25 protein-coding genes are annotated in these 24183 nt (G+C 40.3%); all 25 read right to left on the bottom strand.

Features of this window, described 5'->3' with window-relative positions:
• Positions 1 to 24: 24 nt before the first annotated feature.
• On the bottom strand, positions 25 to 378 hold the full coding sequence (locus tag DESDE_RS04305) for a nuclear transport factor 2 family protein (RefSeq protein WP_014792812.1): 354 nt from the start codon (positions 376 to 378) through the stop codon (positions 25 to 27).
• A 566-nt stretch (positions 379 to 944) separates the two neighbouring features.
• Positions 945 to 1154, bottom strand: a complete 210-nt coding sequence (locus DESDE_RS04300) for a DUF6366 family protein (RefSeq protein ID WP_041917211.1) — start codon at positions 1152 to 1154, stop codon at positions 945 to 947.
• Between the two features lie 312 nt (positions 1155 to 1466).
• Positions 1467 to 1925: a hypothetical protein gene (locus tag DESDE_RS04295; protein ID WP_014792810.1), complete on the bottom strand. Its 459-nt coding sequence runs from the start codon at positions 1923 to 1925 to the stop codon at positions 1467 to 1469.
• Positions 1926 to 2257: 332 nt separating this feature from the next.
• Positions 2258 to 2737 (bottom strand): GNAT family N-acetyltransferase, encoded by a 480-nt coding sequence (locus DESDE_RS04290; protein WP_014792809.1) that lies wholly within the window; start codon positions 2735 to 2737, stop codon positions 2258 to 2260.
• Positions 2738 to 3057: 320 nt separating this feature from the next.
• Positions 3058 to 3402 carry a hypothetical protein gene (locus tag DESDE_RS04285; protein ID WP_014792808.1) on the bottom strand — a complete coding sequence of 115 codons (345 nt, stop codon included), beginning with the start codon at positions 3400 to 3402 and terminating at the stop codon, positions 3058 to 3060.
• A 154-nt stretch (positions 3403 to 3556) separates the two neighbouring features.
• Positions 3557 to 4111: a GNAT family N-acetyltransferase gene (locus DESDE_RS04280; RefSeq protein WP_014792807.1), complete on the bottom strand. Its 555-nt coding sequence runs from the start codon at positions 4109 to 4111 to the stop codon at positions 3557 to 3559.
• Positions 4112 to 4345: 234 nt separating this feature from the next.
• On the bottom strand, positions 4346 to 4939 hold the full coding sequence (locus DESDE_RS04275; RefSeq protein WP_014792806.1) for a SecDF P1 head subdomain-containing protein: 594 nt from the start codon (positions 4937 to 4939) through the stop codon (positions 4346 to 4348).
• A 207-nt stretch (positions 4940 to 5146) separates the two neighbouring features.
• Positions 5147 to 5914 (bottom strand): histidinol-phosphatase HisJ family protein, encoded by a 768-nt coding sequence (locus DESDE_RS04270; protein ID WP_014792805.1) that lies wholly within the window; start codon positions 5912 to 5914, stop codon positions 5147 to 5149.
• 315 nt (positions 5915 to 6229) lie between these two features.
• Positions 6230 to 6967, bottom strand: a complete 738-nt coding sequence (locus DESDE_RS04260) for a class I SAM-dependent methyltransferase (protein WP_242831331.1) — start codon at positions 6965 to 6967, stop codon at positions 6230 to 6232.
• A 477-nt stretch (positions 6968 to 7444) separates the two neighbouring features.
• Positions 7445 to 8059, bottom strand: coding sequence for an HD domain-containing protein (locus DESDE_RS04255; protein ID WP_014792802.1), 615 nt, complete (start codon positions 8057 to 8059; stop codon positions 7445 to 7447).
• Between the two features lie 189 nt (positions 8060 to 8248).
• Positions 8249 to 8614: a toxin-antitoxin system HicB family antitoxin gene (locus tag DESDE_RS04250; RefSeq protein ID WP_019849587.1), complete on the bottom strand. Its 366-nt coding sequence runs from the start codon at positions 8612 to 8614 to the stop codon at positions 8249 to 8251.
• Complete coding sequence (locus DESDE_RS04245) at positions 8614 to 8865, bottom strand: type II toxin-antitoxin system HicA family toxin (protein WP_014792801.1); 252 nt, start codon at positions 8863 to 8865, stop codon at positions 8614 to 8616. The genes DESDE_RS04250 and DESDE_RS04245 overlap by 1 nt, the downstream gene beginning before the upstream one ends.
• A 769-nt stretch (positions 8866 to 9634) precedes the next feature.
• The gene (locus DESDE_RS04235; RefSeq protein ID WP_242831394.1) at positions 9635 to 10141 is read right to left on the bottom strand and encodes a hypothetical protein; all 507 of its coding nucleotides are present in this window, start codon (positions 10139 to 10141) and stop codon (positions 9635 to 9637) included.
• Between the two features lie 157 nt (positions 10142 to 10298).
• Complete coding sequence (locus tag DESDE_RS22385; protein WP_014792798.1) at positions 10299 to 10712, bottom strand: hypothetical protein; 414 nt, start codon at positions 10710 to 10712, stop codon at positions 10299 to 10301.
• A gap of 91 nt (positions 10713 to 10803) precedes the next feature.
• A complete protein-coding gene (locus tag DESDE_RS04225; protein ID WP_014792797.1) occupies positions 10804 to 11613 on the bottom strand; it encodes a TrmH family RNA methyltransferase in 810 nt (269 codons plus the stop codon).
• Positions 11614 to 11988: 375 nt separating this feature from the next.
• Entirely contained in the window at positions 11989 to 12579 is a 591-nt protein-coding gene (locus DESDE_RS04220) for a PaaI family thioesterase (RefSeq protein WP_242831330.1), read from the bottom strand.
• Positions 12576 to 13085, bottom strand: a complete 510-nt coding sequence (locus tag DESDE_RS04215; protein ID WP_014792795.1) for a hypothetical protein — start codon at positions 13083 to 13085, stop codon at positions 12576 to 12578. The genes DESDE_RS04220 and DESDE_RS04215 overlap by 4 nt, the downstream gene beginning before the upstream one ends.
• 240 nt (positions 13086 to 13325) lie before the next feature.
• Positions 13326 to 14084 (bottom strand): class I SAM-dependent methyltransferase, encoded by a 759-nt coding sequence (locus DESDE_RS04210; protein WP_014792794.1) that lies wholly within the window; start codon positions 14082 to 14084, stop codon positions 13326 to 13328.
• Between the two features lie 250 nt (positions 14085 to 14334).
• Positions 14335 to 14994, bottom strand: coding sequence for a B3/B4 domain-containing protein (locus DESDE_RS04205; RefSeq protein WP_014792793.1), 660 nt, complete (start codon positions 14992 to 14994; stop codon positions 14335 to 14337).
• 354 nt (positions 14995 to 15348) lie between these two features.
• Positions 15349 to 17175, bottom strand: a complete 1827-nt coding sequence (locus DESDE_RS04200) for a hypothetical protein (protein ID WP_242831393.1) — start codon at positions 17173 to 17175, stop codon at positions 15349 to 15351.
• A gap of 786 nt (positions 17176 to 17961) precedes the next feature.
• Complete coding sequence (locus tag DESDE_RS04190) at positions 17962 to 19431, bottom strand: serine hydrolase domain-containing protein (protein WP_014792790.1); 1470 nt, start codon at positions 19429 to 19431, stop codon at positions 17962 to 17964.
• 310 nt (positions 19432 to 19741) lie between these two features.
• Positions 19742 to 20569 carry a TrmH family RNA methyltransferase gene (locus DESDE_RS04185; protein ID WP_014792789.1) on the bottom strand — a complete coding sequence of 276 codons (828 nt, stop codon included), beginning with the start codon at positions 20567 to 20569 and terminating at the stop codon, positions 19742 to 19744.
• Positions 20570 to 21056: 487 nt separating this feature from the next.
• On the bottom strand, positions 21057 to 22307 hold the full coding sequence (locus tag DESDE_RS04180; RefSeq protein WP_242831329.1) for a hypothetical protein: 1251 nt from the start codon (positions 22305 to 22307) through the stop codon (positions 21057 to 21059).
• Between the two features lie 974 nt (positions 22308 to 23281).
• Entirely contained in the window at positions 23282 to 23737 is a 456-nt protein-coding gene (locus DESDE_RS04175; RefSeq protein WP_148269901.1) for a hypothetical protein, read from the bottom strand.
• A gap of 118 nt (positions 23738 to 23855) precedes the next feature.
• Positions 23856 to 24014: a hypothetical protein gene (locus DESDE_RS21780; protein WP_014792787.1), complete on the bottom strand. Its 159-nt coding sequence runs from the start codon at positions 24012 to 24014 to the stop codon at positions 23856 to 23858.
• Between the last annotated feature and the right edge of the window lie 169 nt (positions 24015 to 24183).

Below are 24183 nucleotides of genomic sequence, written 5' to 3'. Positions count from 1 at the left end.
GATTTTGTCAACTTGATACTCGTATTATTCAATTGGTAAATTGTGCTGTTTTAAGAAAGATAGTTTATCCCAGTAACCTCTCTGAAATAATATCTTATTATTCACTATCTGAAAAAAGCCACAACCTCTCAAACCTAATGGGTCACGCCACTCCAGTATTGCCCATTGTCCATCTTCAAAAATATTTTCAACAATACAAACCATTTTTGCTTGAGAAAACTCTTTTTCAAACATTTTCTTTATAGCCTCTTTACCGATAACTGGCTCATTAGCAACCTGGTGGTTTATTGCATTATCATCATATAGATTTGCAATAGTTTCTGTATCTGCATTGTTAAATGCATCAACCCATTGACAAAGTATTTCTTTAGGTTTCATATAAGTTACCCCCTGTTATGTAATAATCTTTACTTCACCTTATTCTACAAGTACGAAATAAGCTCTTGTCTAAATCCAGCCATGGACGGCGGGCGGTCCTACAGGAAATGTCATATAACGTTCCGAGGAGCCCCGCAGCGTCCCAACCACATTCATCATTCTCTAGTTACGGGACTCCTCTTTTAGACGATGCCGGTTAGGCGGCTCAATCAAAAAATGGCTTTTTCCATTAAGATTGGTCAATAGAAATAACTTCAAGTGGAAAAGGTAATGTTCCTCCTGAATTCAATAAGTTAAATTCAGGAAACAAGATATAAGCGCCAAAGACCTTTTTAACATTTCAATCCTCCTTAGTCCCAGTATTAGACTTAGATGTAGTCTAACGTTTCGAGGAGTCCCACAGCGTCCTAACCACATGCATCATCCTCTAGTTGTGGGCCGTACGCACCCAGATTCAGAGGCCGCCATCGACGGCGGAGCTTTGAGCCCTTCGTCCATTTGTTTCACATTCTATGAATACCTCGAAATAAACATATACGGGTAACTCAATTTTACTCAAAATATTTTTACTTGTTTATGAATTGAAAAAGAAAAAATAAAACCACAATGATTATAACTGTAGTAATAATCTGATTAAGGCAACCACCTTGTGTTAGTCCCCTTAAGTCACCAAACTGTGCACGGTTTACTGAGTCTGCAAAATTTATCATTGGATTTTTTCTATATTCTTCTCTTTTGCGTTTCTCATGTTTATCCTGTTCATCTTTTATATCCAAAATTTCACCTTCCTGTTATTTTAGTCAGCGGTGAGTTAGCTACAAAATCCTACAAGTGTGTAAAAATCGCACCGATTCCTAATCCGCGCATGGACACGCGGCCTTTGTGTACGGTTTCGGATAACATTTCGTGAATTCCCGAAGTCTGGTTATTACATTAATAATATCTCAGATTTTAGGAATTCGCTGTTAGGCGACGAACTATGCCCCAAGCTCAGAGACTACCATGAATGGAAATTCCTAAAACAATTCAAATTTTACTATGTTTATCTTCAAGATTTCGTATATGCTTGATTCATGTACTTCTGTTAATTAGAATCCAGTTTCATAATAATACCAATTATCTATAATCTTCTCGGTATACATCCAATTATCACTATTTGGATTTTCCCACTTTTCCTCCCATCTCCAACCATCCCCATCTAGTTTAAACTCCACAGGTTGAGCTTGAAATCCCAAAGGCTTATCATTACTGATGTAATAGAAACCATAATAGACAGAATTCGGAACTAATCCACTTCCAGAACAATAGAAATCAACAAATTTCTCTTTGTTACGCAGTGGATATGGGGTGATCTTATTTATTCCTATTATTTTGCTTGCTTTCTCATATGTCTGGTTCTTGATGCATTCGTTTAAAAAACCTTTATGGGTATATACAATGAAGAAAATTTTCTCTTTCTTAAAACCAAAAAACGACATTATAATAATTAAAATAGAGATAAAAATGATTATATTCTTATATCTTTTGATATTTACATGCTTCAACATCTGAAACACTTCCTTCATTACACACGGATTGAATTATCTCGGTACCCTTGCATGGTCTGTCGCCTAACGTTCAGGAGTTCCCGACGCGCCCTAACCACATTCATCATCCTCTAGTTGCGGGAATTCTGTGTTAATTGAAATTGCCCTTGCTAAATACGCTCATAACCCTAAATCAGAAATTCACCGTAGTATTAAAGTCTTTTTCTTTGTAATTATCAAATATCCTGTTATCCGATGTCGTACGCCCCCAGATTAAGAGGCCACCATGGACGGTGGACCCTTTAGCCTCCGCATTTTTTAGTACGCTATGTAAGAATATTGCGTAATAAACTTTAACAGTTTGTTTCTAAGCCGTTTGAATTTGTACTCAAAGAATTTATAAAATCATCTTTTTTAAGTACTATAGGAGTAATGGAATCCTTATAAAAATTTATTGGCTCTCCTACTACTTTACCTCCAAACTTTTCTAATATGCCTACAGTAACATCTCTTGCTTCAATAGAAATTTTCTCAGCACCAAGATTGAAAACTTCATTCAGTGAAAACATGGCTAATTTTTTACCTATGCCTAGGCCTCGCATTCTTTTATTAACTGCAAATCTCCCCCAATGCCATTCTTCTTTTTCAATCCAACTAGCTACTATACCAACAATCTCCGAATCAATTTTTGCGTACCACCAAATTGGTTTTAAGTCTTCATTTATATAATGTAACTCTACCGGAATATTCTGCTCATCAGTAAAAACTTCTCCCAATAGAATAAGAGCTTTTTCCTTATAATTTCGTGGTAATCTCTCTATTATGAACCCCATGTTATTATTACTTCCCTTCTTACTGCATTACTAAAGAGAGTCCTTACTTCGTAATATCCTACAAATGTGCTATAACCAGCAATTTCTCAGGCTAATCCGCGCATGGACGCGCGGCCCTGCATACGGTTTCGGATAACGTTCCGAGGAGTCCCGCAGCATCCCAACCACATTCATCATTCTCTAGTTGTGGGACTCCTCTGTTATATGACGGTTCCTGCCCCGCGAAGCCGGACTACATACCAATATATCAATCATATTCATCGTTCAGTTTGCTTTATATTCAATTTGCTTCATATGAAGAATCATTAAAAAGTTCTCCTCTATATCTCCCTTTTCCACTTCAGTACTTTCGATTTCTGATAATGTTGTTTCGTTAGTATCCAGATTTGTCGTCCTGATAGAAGAACCATGAGTTTTATCTCAAAAGAACCTTCTTCACTTGTTGCTAGATACATATATAAACCGTCATCATCTAAAATAGATTCAAGATACTCAACTTTTCCTGTTTCAAGATTGGTTATTTTTACTTTTTCATAACCCTCTCTTTGTTCCATAATTTCTGTCTTATAGATTTGATGTGCTGATATCTTTATATTAGCAAAGTAAGATGTCGTACAAGCTAATAATAATGAGACCACTAAAACAAAAAATATAGTCCTTTTCATTAAAAACTCCCCCAATACAATAAAGAACAGTTTTTGTGTTCCCGCAGCATCCTAACCACATGCATCATCCTCTAGTTGCGGGACTTCTCTGTTATATGACGTTTCCTGCCCCACGAAGCCAGAGCGCCATGGACGGCAAGCCCTTTCATACCGCTTATTTTTGAATAAAATATTCACTATCCAAAATAGAGTATACTACCGAATCTCTCCACCGCCCTTTAATCCATCTATGTTCCCTATAGCAACCTTCTTTTATCATACCTATCTTTTCCAATACTTTTATAGATGAGGCATTTCTTGAATCACACATTGCTTCAATTCTATGTAATCCTAGCTTTTCAAATCCCAAGCCTACAACCTCACTTGCTGCTTCAGTAGCATATCCGTTTCCCCAATATTTTTTATTAAGCCTGTACACAAGCTCCCCTTCTTTGTGTTGGATATTGGGCATATTCAAACCACATTCTCCGATTAAACAATTACTAAGTTTTTCAATTATAGCAAATCGCACAAAGAATCGAGGATTATCTTTCTGAAATTGAAGGAACTTCTTTAAATACGCATTTGAGCCTTCTTCCGTATTAGTATCTTGCATCATAAATTGAAGAACTTCTGAATCAGATAGGTAATGATGCATTTCATTTAAATCTTCTTCTCTAAACTCCCTTAAAGTTAGACGTACGGATTGTATTGGAAGAAATATACTCAAGTGATCAGCTCCTGCAAAAATACTAAAAAGTATAATCAACAATAAATTCCGCCACATGTCTTATAACGTCCCTCGGCAGTTCCCGAAGCGTCATACTACATTCATCAATTCAAAGTTTTGGGAACTGCCTGTTATACGATGCCGGTTAGGCGACTCAATCAGAAAATAGCTTTTTCCATTAAGATTGGTCAATAGAAATAACTTCAAGTGGAAAAGGTAATGTTCCTCCCGAATTCATACCGCCGTTAGAATCTTTGCTTCTTGTACAGTCGCGCTACCAGGAACCTGAATTCCTTCACCACTTATTGGATTTGCTACCAGCAGGTTCGCTAATTGTCTATCATCTAAGTAAAAACTCACTCTCTGACCAATTAATTTCTGTGTGGCAGTTTCCAACTTCTTTTCGGCTTCATCTGTAAATCTAACTTCAAAAGTTTTGTATGTTTCATCCATGCACGGTGTAGCACTTATTAAATCTTTTTCAAATAGAATAATTTCGTTGTTCGGCCCTACAAGTTTGAATCTATTTGGTTTACCGACGATTTCAGCAATCTGTTTAATATCAGGATTACTTGGCGTTAATTCTACCCTCACTTGATTAGCAGCTTGATTTATAACTATTGACTCAAAACCCAAACTCTTAAATCTGGCTGTAAGAGGGTCCTTCATAGATGAAATGATTTCGTTCGTAAAAGTAGAGCTTGTATCAGCTTCATATATAATAACATTTACCTCTTGGGATGAATTACCGGTCTGTATCGGCGAACTGCAACCAAGTAAAGTTAAACTCAGCAAACAAGATATAAGCGCCAAAGACCTTTTTAACATTCCAATACCTCCTTAGTCCCAGTATAAGACTTAGATGTCGTCTAACGTTTTGTGTATTACCGTCGCGTCCCAACCACATTCATCCTTTCTAAGGTATCGGTAATACACTTTCTACGACGTATCGTGCCCCCAGACTAGGACAGCGCCATGGACGGAGCTGTCTTGAACATATCATCCGTTAACCATTAAGTCAAAAAATAAGAACAATTACGCCATTGATGCCACTGCCATTTTAGATATATTGGCCCCAACATCTTCAGGCCTATGCGCATCAGAGGCCGTAAGCATAATCACTCCTCGTTGCTTAAATATGTTTAGCATTTTGTCATTCATTCCTATTGTTGGATAGCCATAGTTCAATGCAAGCCCTCCGCTTTGTTCGGCATACATGTTACTATTTCTTAATGCATTGGCAAGTAGTTCATATATAGGAGTCAGGTCAAATGATGGAAAACATTTGAAACATTTAACCGAATCTGGATGTGCAAGACCGGTGAATAATTTGCTATCAATGAGTTGCAACATAAGCTCATAATATCGTTTATATAATTTATCAACATCTACACCGTTCCATAATTCTGCCTTATGGTCAAACCCAAACCCGTCTACCCAATGTATTGAACCTGTTATAAAATCAAAACTATTTATTATATCTGAAATCAGTTCTTCACTTTCAGGGAAATAACACACCTCTAACCCCCACTTGACTTGAATTGGGAATTTGTACTGTCGAATTTCTGTAATTAAAGATGTGTATTCGTTAATTGATAAATTACTCTTCCTTTGAAGCCAGACTTTTTGATAATCACTATACTCCTTCACGGACTGATACATGGGTTTAAATTCCTTGAAACGATGAGAATGTTCCAGCAAATATATTTCATCTAAACCCATTTTCACAGCTTGATTGATAAATTGCTGAACCCATTCTTTTGTATATTGACCTCTTTCGATATGAATATGAGCATCTATCATTTTTGTTTCCCCTTAAAAATACAAGTATGCTTATGTCGCGTTATCCTACTTAACGCGAAAGGAAATCTAGATTCGTTTCCCGGGCCATGAACGGCGCGGCCTTTGCACAATATGTCGCATATCGTTTCGAGGAGTCCTGCAGCGTCCCAACCACATTCATCATCCTCTAGTTGCGGGACTCCTTTGTTATACGATGCCGTACGCCCCCAGAGCCAGGCATTCATAGCAGTCCTGCCCTGTATCCACCGTATAATCTTTTTTATACAATAAGAAAATTAGGTACTAAATTACTGTACAGAATTGTTTCTCTTGTACTTATCTAATCTTTTTTAGCAATACATGATTAAAAAAGGAGATATTTATAAAATCTCTTATATCCGATACCTTCATTTCAAGGTCAAACATCTTTTCTTGCCAATTTGTGTCATATCTAACTTCATTGTTTGAGTGTAAAGCAAAAAACGCTCTAATTCCAAGTACTCTCTCAATATTAATGTCTAAACCACTCATCCACTCTTCAATATCATTCAACTCATAATAATTAACTTCTCCAAAATAAGCCGCTTCGGCCTTCCCCCCGTTGAGTAACATGATTGCCGCATCCAAATTATTTTCAAAAACAACTTTTTGCATGATTCTTCCTGCATGATTATGTTTTACGATAGATAATACTCCATTGGGTTTAAGCACTCGGTAGAGCTCTTTAAATATATCGTTTCGCTCTTTCGTATATTCTAAAACATTGTGGCATACTACAACATCAAACGAAGCATCTTGCTGCTGTCTTAATTGTTCTAAATCCCCTACTATCTGTTGATAACCATTTTTACATATTCGCATTTCCACCATTACAACATTTGGTTCAATTGCAACCACATCATTGTTCTTTGATAAATAATCTGCAGTAATTCCCAGTCCACTTCCGAAGTCAAGAATTTTAGAATTGATTATGGGATGAATTCGAGATAGTTGTTCCCAAACAATTCTATAATATAGAGTATTCCAAGGTTTTTTTATGTTTTCATAATATGTTTTTAAATCATTACTCATCATGTTTCTCCATTAATATAAACCATCTTAATTCGCAATATTTTACCATGTGAATGCTGCAAGCTTTCTCGTAATCTATTGCGTACAGTGTCGTATAACGCCCCTGGGATCCCGTAGCTGTTTATGGCAAACTAGAAATACAGAAACCGGCAGCATAAACGTTTGCTCTAACATGTGTTAATTTTGTTTTATTGGTCTATTCCTCCAACATAAGAATATTATTGCCGTCAAGATCTTTAACATTAAGCTCTTTCCCGCCCCAAACAGCAGTAATTGGCGGGTCAAGAATGACACTTTTTTTCTTTTAGTTCATGGTATGTTTTATCAAGATCATCGCAACGAAATCAAATGTAACTGCACCAAAATTTGATTTATCCCATTTATTTTCGTTCCAAATCCAAATAACAGGTTCTTTAATATTGACCACGGATGGTAGCCCCTTAAACTTCCCCTCCCCAAGACTTGGCGATAAATAACCAATCAATTATTAAAGGTATTTTCAACAACACCAGGTAATAAACTATATATAGAAGTTCCTATTAGCTTTTCAAGGTACTGCTTTATTTCAAAGGTAGCTTTCCACTTAGGTATAATATACTCGTGAAGTCCGTGCCTTAAGGCAACATCGATCATTCTTTTTTCCATTAGTGAAAAACCACTTGGTAAAGCTAGCGCATCACATAGCTGGATTAATCTATCATAATCATCGTATACTACAGATCTCAAATAACTTTCAACAAAAGCATATTCTTCATTACTGCAGTCCCACTTTCCAAAAGCTTCCCTCATATTTTTTGTTGGACATGAATGCGTTAAGCATATTTTGCCTAACACATCATACCCTTTTCCTATCGAAAATGTATATCCATCTAAACTATGCCGCATGTTTGTTACACCAAACCTTCTGCCTATGTCATGAAGCATTCCCAATATATATGCTTTTTTCGAATCCAGCTCCTTACAATTACTTGCTATTATTTGGGCCGCTTGCGCCGTATAAATTGAATGTTGCACCCAAGGTCCTGGATTCAACTGCGAAGCCTCTTCAAGTATCATTTGTGCTTCATCTAGTGCAGGCAATCCCTCTTTATACATATTCTTACCTCTCAACTATTCTTTATATGATAAACTAACTCTTCAACCGCTGCTTTTATAATCTGCGCAAGGATGCGCGGCCCTTTGCCTTATCTGTCAGATAACGTTTTGAGGGTTTGCGACGTCGGAATAATACCCAAGATGTATTCCCCGATGTCGCAAACCCTCTGTTATATGAAGTCGGCTATCTTATAATCTATACCCAATTCCTTTAGATAATTGATGAATTATCAACTGATTCAAACTTACATTTTCATCCTTAGCCATTTGTGAAAGAGTACGATGTAATGATTTAGGCATCCTAACTCTCAATTGCCCCGAAAATTCATCAGTTGTGGGTTCAGGAATTTCTCTGCCTAATTCCAAGCTGGCCTCAATCCATTCCCTTTTCGCACCGCCTAGATTCTCAACTGCTTCTTCTAAAGATTCACCGTCTGACATGCAACCAGGAAGTAAAGGTATTTCTGCAAACCACCCGTCACCTTCTTCTTGGGAAAGCTTCTTAAGTTTAATTTCATATTCTAGGTTGAGGTAATACTCTAAATCTTTACCCATCATTCTTCGCCCCTATCTAATCGTTGGATCGCACTAATCGCTTTCTTTACATAAACTGCCTTAATGGGTCTGTTCTTCGGTATAGTCAAAATATCGGGTAGTGAGCTATGAAAATATGTGTAATGACTCGATCCACCCTTAGCATTCCTGCGCTCAAAACCATAGTACTTCAAAACTTTATCAATATCTTCAAATTTAACATCTTTTGGATTATTGACTATCTCTGCAAATAGCTTGTCTAGTTTAGTCATTATATCTCCCCTCTAATTATATGATGCCACATATGGAACCATGAATACATGAGATAATTTGTTCGACCCTTAAAATTATCAAGCAAACCGATTTCATATAACGTTCCCGCCATTCCCGCAGCATCACAACCGCATCCATCATCCTCTAGTTGCGGGACTCCTCTGTTATGCGCCGTTGGCAGAGGAATACCCTATTATATCTTTTCCTCTGAATCATTTTCTCTTTTAATACCCGCACTCCTCATCGCTTTAAGGAAGTTAACTAAGCCTTGTGAGCCGAGAAAAATTCCTAATCCTATAATAAATTGAGTTAGTATCCCTCCTAGGCCAAGCATAAATATTGTCGTAGAATTAGGGGCATTCGTTAGAAAATACATATTTATTAAAGATGATACTAACTTAGGTAATGAACTCCCTATAAAGTAGAGTCCAAGAACTGAAAAAGCTACATAACAAAATTCCACAAATAATGTAAATTAGTGCGAAACAAATGTTTAACAAACTTTGATAACCATTCAAGCCCGGCGTTGAAGCTGTAAATGAAATTATACTGGCCAATGTATTCGTCCCTTGTACAATAAAGAAGATTCCGAGAATTTTACAAGCAATGTTTCCAATTTCACGTCCATTCACTCTTCTTCCCTCCTCCTTTTAATGACCCAAATGGCGCATAACGTTCTGAGGAGTCCCGCAGCGTCCCAACCACATTCATCATCCTCCAGTTGCGGGACTCCTCTGTTAGATGAAGTATTTGCCTTCGAAGCATTGCTCAATACTTATCTTTTGCCATCATTTTGTCTAATTGCGCGATTAGCATTTCTTTGGTAACTCCAACTTTGCTACTCATATCATCCGTAAATCTTTCAAGTTTGTTATCAGTTATTTTTGCTTGCTCTATAAAATCTTTTAATTCAATTATCATTGAGTCTCTTCCATCTTTACTGTATGCTAATGCAATTCGATCTTTAAAGTAATCGTGAACAATAAAATTCCTCTTTTCCAATATTGTTTTATGTTGCTTAACCTCATCATCTTCAAGCCAAAAAATCTGTTTTATTTCGTTAATCAATTTCCCCATCGTATTTGATAATTTTCTTGAATATAGTTGTTCAATATCATTACTCGTAATAACTTCTTTTTGTAAGTATTTCATTAGAACAATCATGTTCACCAGTTGATGTTCTAAAACTTGAGCATGAAAAACTGCTAAACCAAAGTAAGCATATAATTCTTTACTATGCTCATCTTCGTTATATTCTTCTAGAATCACTTTCATCACCTTTAGCAAATATTTCATCTAACGTTTTCGCCATTCCCGCAGCGTCATATTACATTCATATTTTCTAAGTTGCGGGAATGAACGTGTTATATGACGTTTCCTGCCCCACGAAGCGAGAGCGCCATGGACAGCGCGCCCCTAGGTGTTCAATTGTTCAATTATTACTTTCTACCAATGAGATAACTTCTTCAAGCATTTTTTCACTATCCTTAATCTTATACCCACCCTTGTCACTACTCTCATATACAACATTTATTTCACCTAAAATGATATGTATTGGCTTGTTATCATAAAACCCATCAATCATGTAAAGAACATCTTGCCCCTGATAGGGTGAGAAAGAATGGGGTATTCGACTGCATTTATAACGGCCGATAAGTTCCTTCAGTAAATCTAAATCTATTTGCTCTGTGATATCAGTACGTTCTTCGTTATCTACATTGTGGATGACCGTATCTATATCTAGTAAATCTATATCTTTTGCTATCAATCTGGGTTGTAAAAGGTAAATAGAAATACCTACAAAGGCGATTGCTATTACAACTGTCAGAACCAATTTCTTTTGCAAGCAAATCACCTCCAATAATAATCTTCGTTGCATATTTTCCTATTTTTACGACGTATTATGTGCATATAAAAGCTTACCGGACCCTGAGTTGCTAAAAAGCCACGGTGCTGGCTGCAGCAACGTTCAAAGAGTCCACGTTATGGGACATAGGGATGCACGCGGTGTAATCGCAGTCAGCAATCGTGCAGGGCGCCAGTCCATTACCTTCTGAACCCAATACGATAGCAAGTTTTTCTTCTGCCATGAGCTGCGGATCGTCTATGCTGACAGCGTTATCATTTAAAGCCATGGCAACGGTCTTAAAGCCCAGCTTGCGTAGACTCTTCATGCCCTGCTGCGGCCACTGCGAGGGCTCGCTGCCAATACGGGCCCATGGCACTTGAAAGATGGTACCCATGCTCACCCTCACCGCACGCCGGCACAGTGGGTCACAGCATGAGGGGGTAAGCAACACTGTATCGATGCCTAGTGCCGCAGCCGAGCGAAAAATGGCACCGACGTTGGTAGAGTCCGCAATACCTTCAAGCACAGCCACTCGACTTGCACCGGCACACGCCTCCTCAACGCTGGGTAGATGAGGACGCCGCATGGCACACAGCACACCGCGGGTCAGCTGAAAGCCAGTCAGCCCTGCTAGCAGGTTGCTATCGGCAGTATAGACGGGGATATCTCCGCAGCGGGTGATTATACCGTGCGCCTGCCCTGCAATGTATTTGCGCTCCATCAAAAGTGAAATAGGCTCGCATCCAGCGTCGAGGGCAAGTCCAATTACCTTGGTACTCTCCGCAATAAAGATGCCCATCTCCGGCTCCAACCGGTTGCGCAGCTGCGTTTCCGTCAGGCGAGCAAAGACATCCAAATTGGGCAATGAAAAATCGCTTATCTCAATGATATTTGACATCTTATCGCCTTATGTTCGAGGTTAGTGGAAACATATAAACCTTGATTTTTTTGCAATATAAAATCCTTTTTTACCGTAAGTAAGAATTACACCACCATCAACATACTATACTATTAACTACACTATATTGCATATAAGATACATCTTTCTACCACTACGAAACAATAATCTACAAGTACGAAATTAAGTTCTCGTCTATATCCCGCCATGGACGGCGGGCGGTCTTGAAGGAAATGTCATATAACGTTCCGGGCATTCACGAAGCGTCATACTTCCTTTATCTTGGCAAGTTTCGTGAATACCATGTTATGCGATGTGGTGCCCCCAAACCCAGCCTATATTAGTAATGAACGTTTTCCGTTAACAGTTTAATCCCTATTTATATCCGATATCCGATGTTAGGCCAATTTTACTTTTCATAAAGTTTCCCGTTCCGAAACCTGCAACCTTACCCTGGTCATCATATAGAGTTGATTCTGATATAAATAGGTTCTGAGATTTAAATTTCAACTGACCAATCGCTTTGATTATTCCCTTACTAATCGGGCGTAACAGATGGGTGTTGAAGGAAACCGTATATACAAATACATCTTCTACAATAGAGTTCACCGCAAAAAATGCAGCATCGTCTAACAGTTTAAAATAGACGGAACCGTGTATAGCATTTGCCGCATGAAAATAGACCGGTTCGATTTTAAGAGCGATCTCCGCAGCCTCTTTGGAAATGGTTATATCAATACCTTTATATAATTGACTATTAATTGGAGCGCTTAAGTACATCCGTTCTAGCTTTCTATAATGATCATTCATAATTCCCATTTTCCCCTCCCCAAAAATTATCATAAGCACCATTTCGCATAACGTTTCGCCATTCCCGCAGCGCCATATTACATTCATATTGGCAAGTTGCGGAAATGGACGTGTTAGGCGACGGAAATCACTTCCTACTTTTCTCCATATACTCACTGTTTCCAATACCCCTCAGGGAAGAGTTGCCATATGATTTCGCCATCTTTACTGACACCGCGAATTTGAAAGTACTCCTTGCTTCCTTGGACCTTTTGGTAGGCAACGAACCTACGAGATTTCACCTGAATGATAGTCAATTGTATCTTATCCTTTTGCGTTTCATAGTCCACGTAAATGATGTTTGGATCAATGACTTCTATTATTCCGAATTGGCCTCCACCAGATATCCTCACTGGGTCGTTAGATTTGTAAGGTGATTGCCCCATGGTTATCTGGTTCCATTTATCAAATCTCACTTCGTAAACAACCGATTCCAAAATCTTCGTTCCGTCTGCAAACTCTCCGTCGAAGATTTCAATTTTCCCCTTTCTATCCTGGGTTAAAAGTCTAAGAACTGGTCCCTGGTCACCAGTACCAGTATCTACAACAAACTGATGTGCAGAATTTATTGATGACGTATCTAAAGTAGAGCAAGCTGTTAAGACAACTAATCCGCTAAACATGATATAAACAATACTCCGATATATAGCTTTGCGAATTCTGATCGGTGTTCTAATTGTTCATCCCCCTAGGTCATTCCTTCGATAGACCCCAAATCAATTTCTGTCGCCTAACGTCCTGAGGGTTCACGACGTCGGGCCACCCCAAAAGTTGCTCTTACCCGATGTCGTGAACCCTCTGTTATACGATGTATGGCGGGTGCCCTCAAACTCAGTGCGGCCATGGAGGGCCGCCCTCGATTTTCACCTTTTTGTTGCAATAAAAACTATGTCAGCAAAATCATTTATCACTAATGCTTCTGGATCATTTTTAATTCTATATTCCATCATCTCTAGTCCGTGATGATACTCTGCATCACTGATCAATGTAAGAGCAGAGATGTCGCGGTTATAGACATGATCCATAAATTCAGTTATCTTATTGCTTTTCATTACAAATTCCATGCGAACGTTAACGTCGAACCCCCTACTCAACAACTCATTAAAGATCAATTCTTTTGACCAAAATCGTTTAAGATCTTCGTAATACGTGGATGGAAAAAACTCATATATCCACCAGTGCCTCATGTCATGAATTGAAATGTTATGTATCTTTAGAACTCCGTTTTTCTTTATTACCCTGAACACTTCGTCTAACACATCAGCTTTCTGACAAAAATGGTGGAACGCATAGTTGTTGATAATAAAATCAAATGAGTCTGATTCATACGGAAGAGCTTCCGCCAAGCCGTTAGTAAAACTACATCTATCAGTTTTACTTTTAGCTATGTGTAACATTTCCTCTGATGCATCTAGCCCATGCCAATCAATGCTAGCATTCTGGAAAATGTTAATTTGATTTTGCAAATAGATTCCAGTACCGCAGGCTAAATCAAGAACATTTATACCTTGGCTAGTCCATTTATCAACGTACCTCTTCAAGTCTTCATCTGGTTTAATTTCTTGTCGGTACTTGTTCTTATCATACTTGTCGGCAATGTTTCGATAATCAGTTTTCCTCATCCGCACTGCTCCTTATCCCAACCGCCAAGGATGGCGGTTGTCTGCACTCGCCACATATTGTATAACATTTAGGAATTCCCGCAGCGTCCTAACCACATGCATCATCCTCTAGTTGCGGGGAATTCTGTGTTATATGACGTTTCCCTGCCCCGCGAAGCCAGAGCGCCATGGACGGCGCGCCCCCAGACAACTCCTATAACTAGTTTACAATTTAAGAATAATGCGATACATGCCAATTTGGATTTGCTCTCTAAAGGACAAATATAGTATTAATTTCCTCAACGCAACAGTATTGTATTAGTAATTCACAATACCTATCGATCACCTCTTGCAAATCACTTTTACCATCGAATGAATAAATCACGGTCATAATCGTTCGATTTCCCGTCTGAATCATTGCTCTCCTACTATCGCTTGTAGGATTGCCAAAAGCACTCAGCCTATCGTAAAGCGTTGGCAAATGCTCAATATTGACTGCCTCCTTCCCTATTCCCTGGTAGTTTTCTCCGTCGGGCGCCCTTCTTAACTCCACTAGTTCCGAAAGCTGCTCAGTATCATACGAACCAATGGAATAACCTGTTGTGACAGACATCAAATTGTTAATATCAATAACATTATTGATATGATAAAGACCATTACTCTTTACGATTCGACGAAGCATTGCCTCGGCAGCATTTCTGTAGTCTGAAGGAGATTTGCCCAACGCTTTATAGGCATTTCGTGTTGACCGAATATGTGGTATATCGGCAATTTCAGGCATCGAATACTGATTATTCAATTGATCAATCGTTCTCTGAAAGAACTCGACCAATTGAGGAGAACTCCCCTCGACGTTGGCAGAATATATCAATACGCCTAAACATACATTATCCCATCGTTCTTTTAGATCGTGGCTGATCTGAACTTGCATTAAAAGGGTACCCCCATTCATTATTTAGTAAAAACCTACAAGTACGAAATAATCTCTTGTCTAAATCCCGCCATGGACGGCGGGCGTTCCTGCTGGAAATGTCATATAACGTTCCGACAGTTCACGAAGCGTCATTCTCCATTCATATATTCAGAGTTTCGTGAACTGTCTGTTCTACGACGTATCATGTCCCCAGACTCAGCAGCGCCACGGATGGCGCTGCCTTAAACAATCACTGGACGAAGGATTACATTTTTGTCATTACTTTCGAGATAACAGGTGATCTTACTGAAAATTTAGGTGATCTACCTTTTGAGATAATGATTACGGTCATAAGTGAGGACTATAAATTAGCTATTCTCTCGATGCTGAAGTGGTTGAGGTAATGCAAATCCCTTTTTCCTCCAGGTTGAACTGATACCAGAAAACAATGCGCCCGTCGGCCATAACCCCCAGGATATGGGGCTCTGCTGCCGTAATTGAGACGATCTCCTGTTCGGGCTCAAGTGTCTCCAGCTTAATCCGGTTCAAGTAATGTCTATCATTTGCTCTATCGCCACCGGACCTTTTGCTCGTGACAAAGGCCGCAAAGTCCTGACCGACATAGCATTGATGATCAGAGCGGATGTAACCTGTATCTCCCGGTTGGCCGATCTCTATCTCCGTTACTTTGCCGGTATGAAAGTCCAGGAAGAAAGTTTTATACTGATCCGTTTTCCGGTTATTCTCCCCGACGCTCTCATCAGGCCAATACTCATTAACAAACAAAAGACCGGTATCATAACGAATGGCGCCGGTTGCAAAGGATCCTTCCGTTATGATATCATACGTTCTGCTTGTTCCTTCTTCCAAATCGCAGAACGTAAAACCTGAAGTCCATTCATAACCGGTCAGCGTCGTGATTATTTTCCTGTCACCCGCGACAAACCGGGGGGAAAAGTGATAAGAAGGGCCAACAGGCGCCCCCCTGGACGGCTCGGGTAGCTTAGGCTGAACCGTTTTGGCGAGGAGCGTTTCTTTTCCGTCTTCCAGCGTGACCAGTTTGACGCCTATTTCATCGGAATAGACAATCCGGTTCAAGTCGGAGGCTATGTCATAACCACCGAAATATACTTCTGAAAAACCATTTTGATCATATTGTGGTTCCCTGTCAATTTTAGCTGTAATGACACCGGGCAGGGGGATTTCATTCTCAACTTCCAAATCTCCGCGATATATTAATACCTTATCCTTGAAACGAACGACCAATCTGCCGCCTTTATATTCTACTTCGGTGCCGTTAATACTGCCTTTTAGATTCACTTTCTTCTCAATCTTCATATTATCCGGATTAAGCAGCATCAAAGCAGGGCTTTGGTTCTCATTGTTCGGTGTGTAGGAAAGAAGCAGTTTCCCTTCCACCTCTCCAACCATATAAATTTCCTGTAAATCACCGTCAAAGCCGTCGATTGCCGGAAAATCCTTAACGTCCCCGGTCAAGGCTACCAAATGATTATTGATAAACTCCCTGCGGCCTTCCACAAAATAGAGGCTGCCGTTAGGACGCTCTTTTAAAGTAAATGTCTGCCTGCTGTCAACGCGGCGGTTTTCATATGTATCATAGTGTTCCAACTCAACCGTGAGGGTACCGTCAGCGCCCCTGGTTACTTTAGCCGGATGAACGCCCCAACTGTTCCGTTCCGCATAACCGGGCTTGGGTTTTTCCGAATTCTTTCCCAATACAAAGGCCTGTTTTTCCGGGTTAAAGTAATGATTCGGTATCTTGCTCACTTCCAGGGTTGTTAGGTTAAAATAGCGCTCGGCGTACTTCAGGGCATCTGCCAGCGGAAAAAGCAGGCTCATGTTCTCCTCACTCACTGTCTTGAGATTGGCAGTATCGTTTTCTTCCTGATATTTCACCCAACAAAACTGAGCCACGACTGCCGGGTCGATCTCCTGCGCCGAATGAAACTCCCAAGTACTACCGATGGTATAAATGGCATCATATATATACTCCTGCCAGAGATGCTCCAGCTCAGCCGGATCGGTAATCTCAACGATTATCGGTTTGTTGTCCGTGAGAACGTTTTCGGTATCGGTTTTTCCTTCAGAGTGTTGGGCGCAGCCTGCAATAGCGGAAACCATAACCAGAATTAGTCCGAGGCATAACAATCCTCTGATATATTTTTGCAAAGTGCGCACTTTCAACTCACACCATCTCCATCATTGATTTCGTTTCAAAAACTACTGCACAAATCATATTTCATTATTTTACATAAATATACCATACCCTTCGAGCCAGCAGTGGGCTATTGCCACAATATGTCTATAATCTTTACTACACATTTTCCTACAAATATGAAGGAATACCCCAGTTTTTCATCCGCGTCAAGGATGGCGCGGTCTTTACATGATATGTCGTAGAACGTTCTAGGGAGTCCCGACGTGTCCGTCCCGCTAGGGCTGGCGCAAGACTTGCTTCTCTTTATTCAACTCTAAATTGCAAGTCTTGTGACAGAGGACATGTGATACGGCATACCCCAAAAGCTTTCTTTACCGCACCCTCGCGGGAATCCTCGTGTTATATGCTGCCCGTCGGAAATACCATAACAATCGAAACATGAAGCATGCATACTTCCCCGGGCTAATCGAAGCTTGCATGACTTCCCCAGCATAACCAAAATCGTATAGTACCTAGCCCCACATAAATTTCGACTGCACTCCTGGCCAACATGCGCATTTACCACTTCGTGGAGAATTGACCAAATCCTTCTTAATCTTGTAAAAAAGCTCGGATTGTTTCACATATACGAAACTACCCAAGCTAATAAAAATAATCAACATGACTAGGGTTGCATATAACGTCCTGAGAATTGCCGAAGCTTCCGAACAACATTCATCTTTGCGAAGTTTCGGCAATTCTCTGTTAAATGAAGTTGGTCGCCCCATACTCGAAGTCGCCATGGAGGGCGACTCCTCAAATCCCGCTTATTTTCGGGATATAGCACTAGATCGACGAGCATATGCAAACCATGTGATAGATGCAGCCAATAGTGTCAACGAAATGAAGATTGTAAGGATACTATATGTTTGCCAAACAAGAATCGTTGACCAATCGTATCCGATGAACATTGGTAAAACCCAACATAATAAAGTACTCATGGCAACAGCAAGCGTCAGCCAAGCAACTGTTATGAATATTTTCTTTTTTGTTATTGGTTGCCGCTCATTCTTTCTCTTTGTGCGCAATCCCAAAGCAAAGAATACCACCGCCAACAGGCAGGCAATCATTGTTGCGGAGGAAAGTGCTACATCCAAAAGCTGTGTACCACTCATTGTATATGTTTGAGATAGGTTGCCGTCCAGAATCTCTTTGATATTCATCACCAAGCCAATATTCGTGCTTGCACCGTTGGATAAAAGACAGATGGCTATTTGCTCATTCGGAAATATTGCTACTTTGGTTGCGAAATTGGGATTGCCCCCCGAATGCTCGATTATTGTTTTATCGGCATTTACCATCCATCCTGCCCCATAATACATTCCGTTGCTATCTAAAACTGTCATATTTCCTTGATGTGAGTTCCTAATAATCGCTTTGAACACGTCGGGTATATCTTGTACAACGCCCATCTGTATGCCCATCCAACGCGCCATATCCGTCGTACTGGATATGATATATCCCGCTGGCTTGTTACCGCCAAAATCCGGCGCATCATATGGAGTTGTTGTGAAAAAAGAAGTACGATAGCCTTGCGCCAGCTGCCCTATTGCTTGCGCATCTTCTTTGTAAACGTAAGTATGAGATAACCCTAAGGGCTGGAACACCTGCTCCGTCATAAATCTTTCATAGCTTTGATCCGACACAACCTCAATAACCAAACCTAAAACGTCATAATTTACAGTCCCATAATTGTATTGCTCGCCGGGCGCAAATGCCAGTTCAGCATCCACCAACATTTCTACGGTTTTTCTCAGCATATCCGGCGTACTCCCTTGCGGAATGTTTTGAGCATGCTTGATATTTGTCAAGCCGCTGGTATGATGCAAAAAGTGATTAAGCGTAAGGCTTTGCATATCAACAGGTGTCCCTTGATACTTTAATGTAAACCAAGGTAAATATTTTTCAATAGGGTCGGTCATGGACAGTAGCCCCTGCTCCTCCAACAACAAAATACCCGCACCGGTAAAAGCTTTACTAACCGAAGCCAGTTCATATAGAGTGTTTTCATTCGCGGGCAACCCTCTCTCTCGGTTTCCGTAACCGGAAGAAATGTAAAGCGTTTCATCTCCGTTGATGATTGAAGTTGATATGCCCGGTACCCCAGATATACGACAGGCATCATCCAACAATTTTTGTATTGCTGCAGACTGCGTGTCTGATAATGCATAAACCGGTACTGTGAATCCGGTGAATAGTATAAGTAGTGCTGCCATAGTAACGATAATATTCTTCATTCGAAATCCTCATTCTAAAACCGTCCATATTATATAACTAACTGGAACTTTAAATCGTAAATTCCTTCAAACCTACCTACACAACCCGCGCCATGACGGCACGGCTTTGCGACCAATTTCATTTAACGTTTCGAGGAGTTCCGCAGCGTCCTAGCCACATGCATCATCCTCTAGTTGCGGGGCTCCTCTGTTATATGACGTTTCCTGCCCCGCGAAGCCAGAGTGCCATGGAGGGCGCGCCCCCAGACAACTCCTAATCAACTAGTTCACAGTTTAGGAATTTTACGATGCACTATAAGAATATAAAAGTTTACCGGGCTCTGAGTTGCCAGAAAGCCACTGCGCTTGCTGCAGCAACATTCAGCGAGTCCACGTTATGGGACATGGGGATACGTGCGGTGTAATCACAGTGGGCAACCGTGTTGGGTGCCAGTCCATTACCTTCTGTACCCAGTATGATAGCAAGCTTTTCCTGAGCGATGAGCTGCGGATCGTCTATGTTGACAGCGGTATCACTTAAAGCCATGGCAACGGTCTTAAAGCCCAGCTTGCGCAGACTTTCCATGCCAGGCTGCGGCCACTGTGAGGGCTCGCTGCCAATACGGGTCCATGGCACTTGGAAGATAGTTCCCATGCTCACTCTCACCGCACGCCGACACATTGGGTCACAGCATGAGGGGGTAAGCAGCACGGTATCGATGCTTAGTGCCGCAGCCGAGCGAAAAATGGCACCGACGTTGGTAGAGTCCGCAATACCTTCAAGCACAGCCACTCGACTTGCACCGGCACACGCCTCCTCAACGCTGGGTAGATGAGGACGCCGCATGGCACACAACACACCGCGGGTCAGCTGAAAGCCAGTCAGCCCTGCTAGCAGGTTGCTATCGGCAGTATAGACGGGGATATCTCCGCAGCGGGTGATTATATCGTGTGCCTGCCCTTTAATGTATTTGCGCTCCATCAAAAGTGAAATAGGCTCGCAACCAGCGTCGAGGGCAAGTCCAATTACCTTGGTACTCTCAGCAATAAAGATGCCCATCTCCGGCTCCAACCGGTTGCGCAGCTGCGTTTCCGTCAGGCGAGCAAAGACATCCAAATTGGGCGATGAAAAATCGCTTATCTCAATGATATTTGACATTTTATCTCCTTATGTTCGAGGTTAGTGGAAACATATCAAACCTTGATTTTTTGTAACATAAAATCCTAGAAGTATGAAATAACGCTCTTGTCTAAATCCCGCCATGGACGGCGGGCGGTCCTGCAGGAAATGTCATATAACGTCTCCGGCATTTACGCAGCGTCATATTACTCTCATATTGACAAAGTTACGTAAATACCGTGTTATACGATGCCGTACGTCCCCATATTCAGAGGACGCCACGGACGGCGGCCCCTTTAACAATTCGATAAGCCCTATTTACATCAAATAAGAATAATGGAAGTTCACAACGCCTCAGGATTAGTCAGTCAGAAATATTATATGATGTATTATCTGACTGATAAGTCTCAAATTTTTAATAGTATTTTTTTATTGACTTTAAGAGCTCATCTTCATTTGTGTTTTCGTGAACACAATCACCGCGTTTTCATAGTTGGCTTCGGTGTATGCTATAGGATCTTATCCGTTACAAAATATCGGCGTAACATCCGTCTTTGGTATGAGAAAACATAACTTTTGAGGGAAACAAGTTCTCTCCCATATTGGCAAATCCGACTAAAGTCATAGCCCAGTCTGCTAACTCTGTTGGAAGCCTATAGCACTTGGCTTCGCTTGCTTCCGCTATCGTTATTAATGGAATCATCTCTCTGCTAAAACCGACCGCCAAAACGTCACAGACAATCCGACCGTTTTTGAATTCAAGCAACGGTTGCTTATTGCTATCATAATAAACTTTTGCGCCCCTTTGATTCAGGAAGTAATCATTTGAAGTATCGACTATGGGGTCGATAGACAGCTTGTTTCTCATTCGTTCGTAGTAGTCAGCCAAACTTTTGCAAGAATAAGCGTTAAAATACTCACCTTGCATATCAATGTCACTTTTTATTGCTTCCGCCATTTCAAAATGGTTCATAAATTGCAAGAAAGCAATAAGCACAATCAAGTCATCTGAGTATGTTCCTGCGAACGCTTTATAGCAAGCCTTGTTTAGCTCGACCACTACATTGTGCATTTTCTTGTAAAGCGCAAGCTGCCGCTCGTTAATCATAAACCAGCTTTTATCGAGAATTTTTTTGTGAACTTGTTCTTCGGGCAAAGTGTATTGTAGGGCATTATGCAGTGCTTTAAGCAATTTTGAAATCACACCCGCCAACATATCTGCCATACGGATTCCGAAGGAGTTAAATGAATCTGCTTCTGCAATAGTGCGTAGGCCTACCCGCTCCGCCGCTTTTGCCGTGTTGCCATTCTCGCCCTCTTTATCTATAGTTAATGAATAGTTACCTATTGCTTTTTCGGCAAGGTATTTCTTGAAACCTACGAAAGAAATGTCGTAATTCCAGTCTATTGTTCTAATTGTAGATACGTTATCTAAAAGGATTAGTATTTGGCTGAATTGCTCAATTTCCTTTTGCTTCAATGATTCGTTTGCCTTGTCCTTTTCAATTTGAGCCTTAAAGAAAATTTTCAGTAGAGTAACAAGTTCGTCAGTATTCTCATAGAGGCCCTCTATTATCTCCGTTGGCTGATACAAGACTAATGCCTTTGTGATGGAGTATTTCATTGCGTCCATGTCTACAAAAAGGCTGTTTTTATAGTCTTCAAAAAGTTGCCTGATGATATATTCTATTTTGCTTATGACTGCGTAGTATATGAGGGTTTTATCATCAAACAAAGCCAAAAAATCTTCCAACAAACAAATATTGTCATGGTTCAAGGATGCAAAGCCGCTTTTCAGTTGACTTTGTTTGATAGTGGTGCTTTTTAATTCACCTTTTGACTGCCTGTACTGGTACTTCTCTTCAAATGCAACATACCTTCTAAGCAGGTCAACCTCATTTTCGGAGTTTCAGCCAACGACCACAGCAATAAAACTGTCGTAGTAGTTATCCGCTGTTATTGTTTTTTGGTTTATCTTCCTACTATGCTCTGACTCGTCATAGTAGAAATTGTAATTACCCATCAGCTTGCCTCCTTTGGTAAATCATCATTTAGAGAAGATGGCACAAGCCATTTTTAAGTCGTGATTTGTGGAGTATGAGCCGTGCGGTGGAGAACAACCTGAAGCCTGGCAAGAAGTTGCTTTAGATAGCCTAACAACTCTTATCATTCGTGGTATTACACAAATATGTTGATGAATTAGATCAGATAGTTGTGAATCAAAAATGTATTCGCAATCATACCATTGATTTATCAATTTCGCGTACTCATTTGCCGAGCATTAATGAAAAAAGGCTAGAGTTTGTAGATCTCTTAGTCAACTCCACCGGACATGACACATTAGGCCAGTAGCACACAAACCAATATTACGGTGGATTCTCATATAACAATAATGACGCCCCGCAACGAAGGAATTGATCTACTATATGAGTCTGTGGGGTATGTCCCACGAAAAAGAGATTGAGTCCCTGCACACTGGGAGTACAGTTCAAACCGAACTGCCGCGAGTTAGAGTCAAGTCGATGCAAGTACTTTTGCCAGACTATGATGTTCTGCACAATTTTATTAAAGTAATTGGACCGACCTATGGCAGCTTGCAGTATTACAAATCAAGTTGAGAATCAAAACTCGCTGCTATAAGAAATTCCTTGCTTCCAAAGCTCATGTTTGGTGAGTTGGCAGTTTCATACCACTAGGCCGCTAAATGATGATTTTTTCCATACGCTTAACCTCAAAACAACAAATTCCAATTTATCTTTGTGTGGCAAATCCTTCATAGATGGGTTCATATTTATAATGAAGTGCCGCTTCAATTAGTTCCAATGTGAATATTCCTAAATCCGAATCTAGTAATATATCTACCCTACGACAATTGTTTTTTATCCAATCACCAACATTATTTTCAGTTATACCTTTATCTTGCATCCTCTTATCTGACAAAACCGATGCAGCTAGGGTGCTTTGGGCTGATTTGGGATTATAATGCTGACTCAAAAACCTTGCATTACTACTAGGTCCCGCTTTTCCTATTTTTAAAAATTCGCCTTCATACCAAAAGGTGTAGACCCCCATCATTCGGGTCGGCAAACTTCTTGGTTGATGCGGTATTCCTCTATCGATAATTTCATATTTGGATTTATCGATAGACTTTCCCAATACACTGGATACATCACGGATGATTTTATCAAAGTCATTTACTAAATCCATTATTAATCCCTCTCTCAAGATTCCGATTTGGCCGAAGTCACTTGCTACTTTCCCTACAACAACCGTTGCCACACCCATCAAGGCAAAGTCAAATATCAATTTTAATTCGATAAAATTGCTACCCTACCGCAGCCGGTTGCCACTCAAATCCAATTCTTGTAGGATAAAGAGTACTAAATGGCTCCTCAAAGAGCTCTTGTATGTCCTCGTAATCGTATCCACCTCTATTTAGTGTAATGTCCAATCTTAAAAAGTTATATTTTTCATTATCCTTCATATTTTTACTCCTTTCATATTAAAAAAAGCGAATCTCTTTGCCTGCAGTACCATAGGACGCATCCTACCGAAAACCTTCCACTGACATATAGTACCCAAAACTCACGCTAGGATAGCACGCTCTATCATATAACGTTCCGCGTATTGCCGACGCGTCCTAACCACATCCA

Origin of the sequence: Desulfitobacterium dehalogenans ATCC 51507 (assembly GCF_000243155.2) — a bacterium.
In the GTDB taxonomy this organism is placed as follows: Bacteria; Bacillota; Desulfitobacteriia; order Desulfitobacteriales; family Desulfitobacteriaceae; genus Desulfitobacterium; species Desulfitobacterium dehalogenans.
The sequence above is the reverse complement of the archived record's forward strand: the minus strand, read 5'-3'. Positions and strand labels throughout refer to the sequence as shown.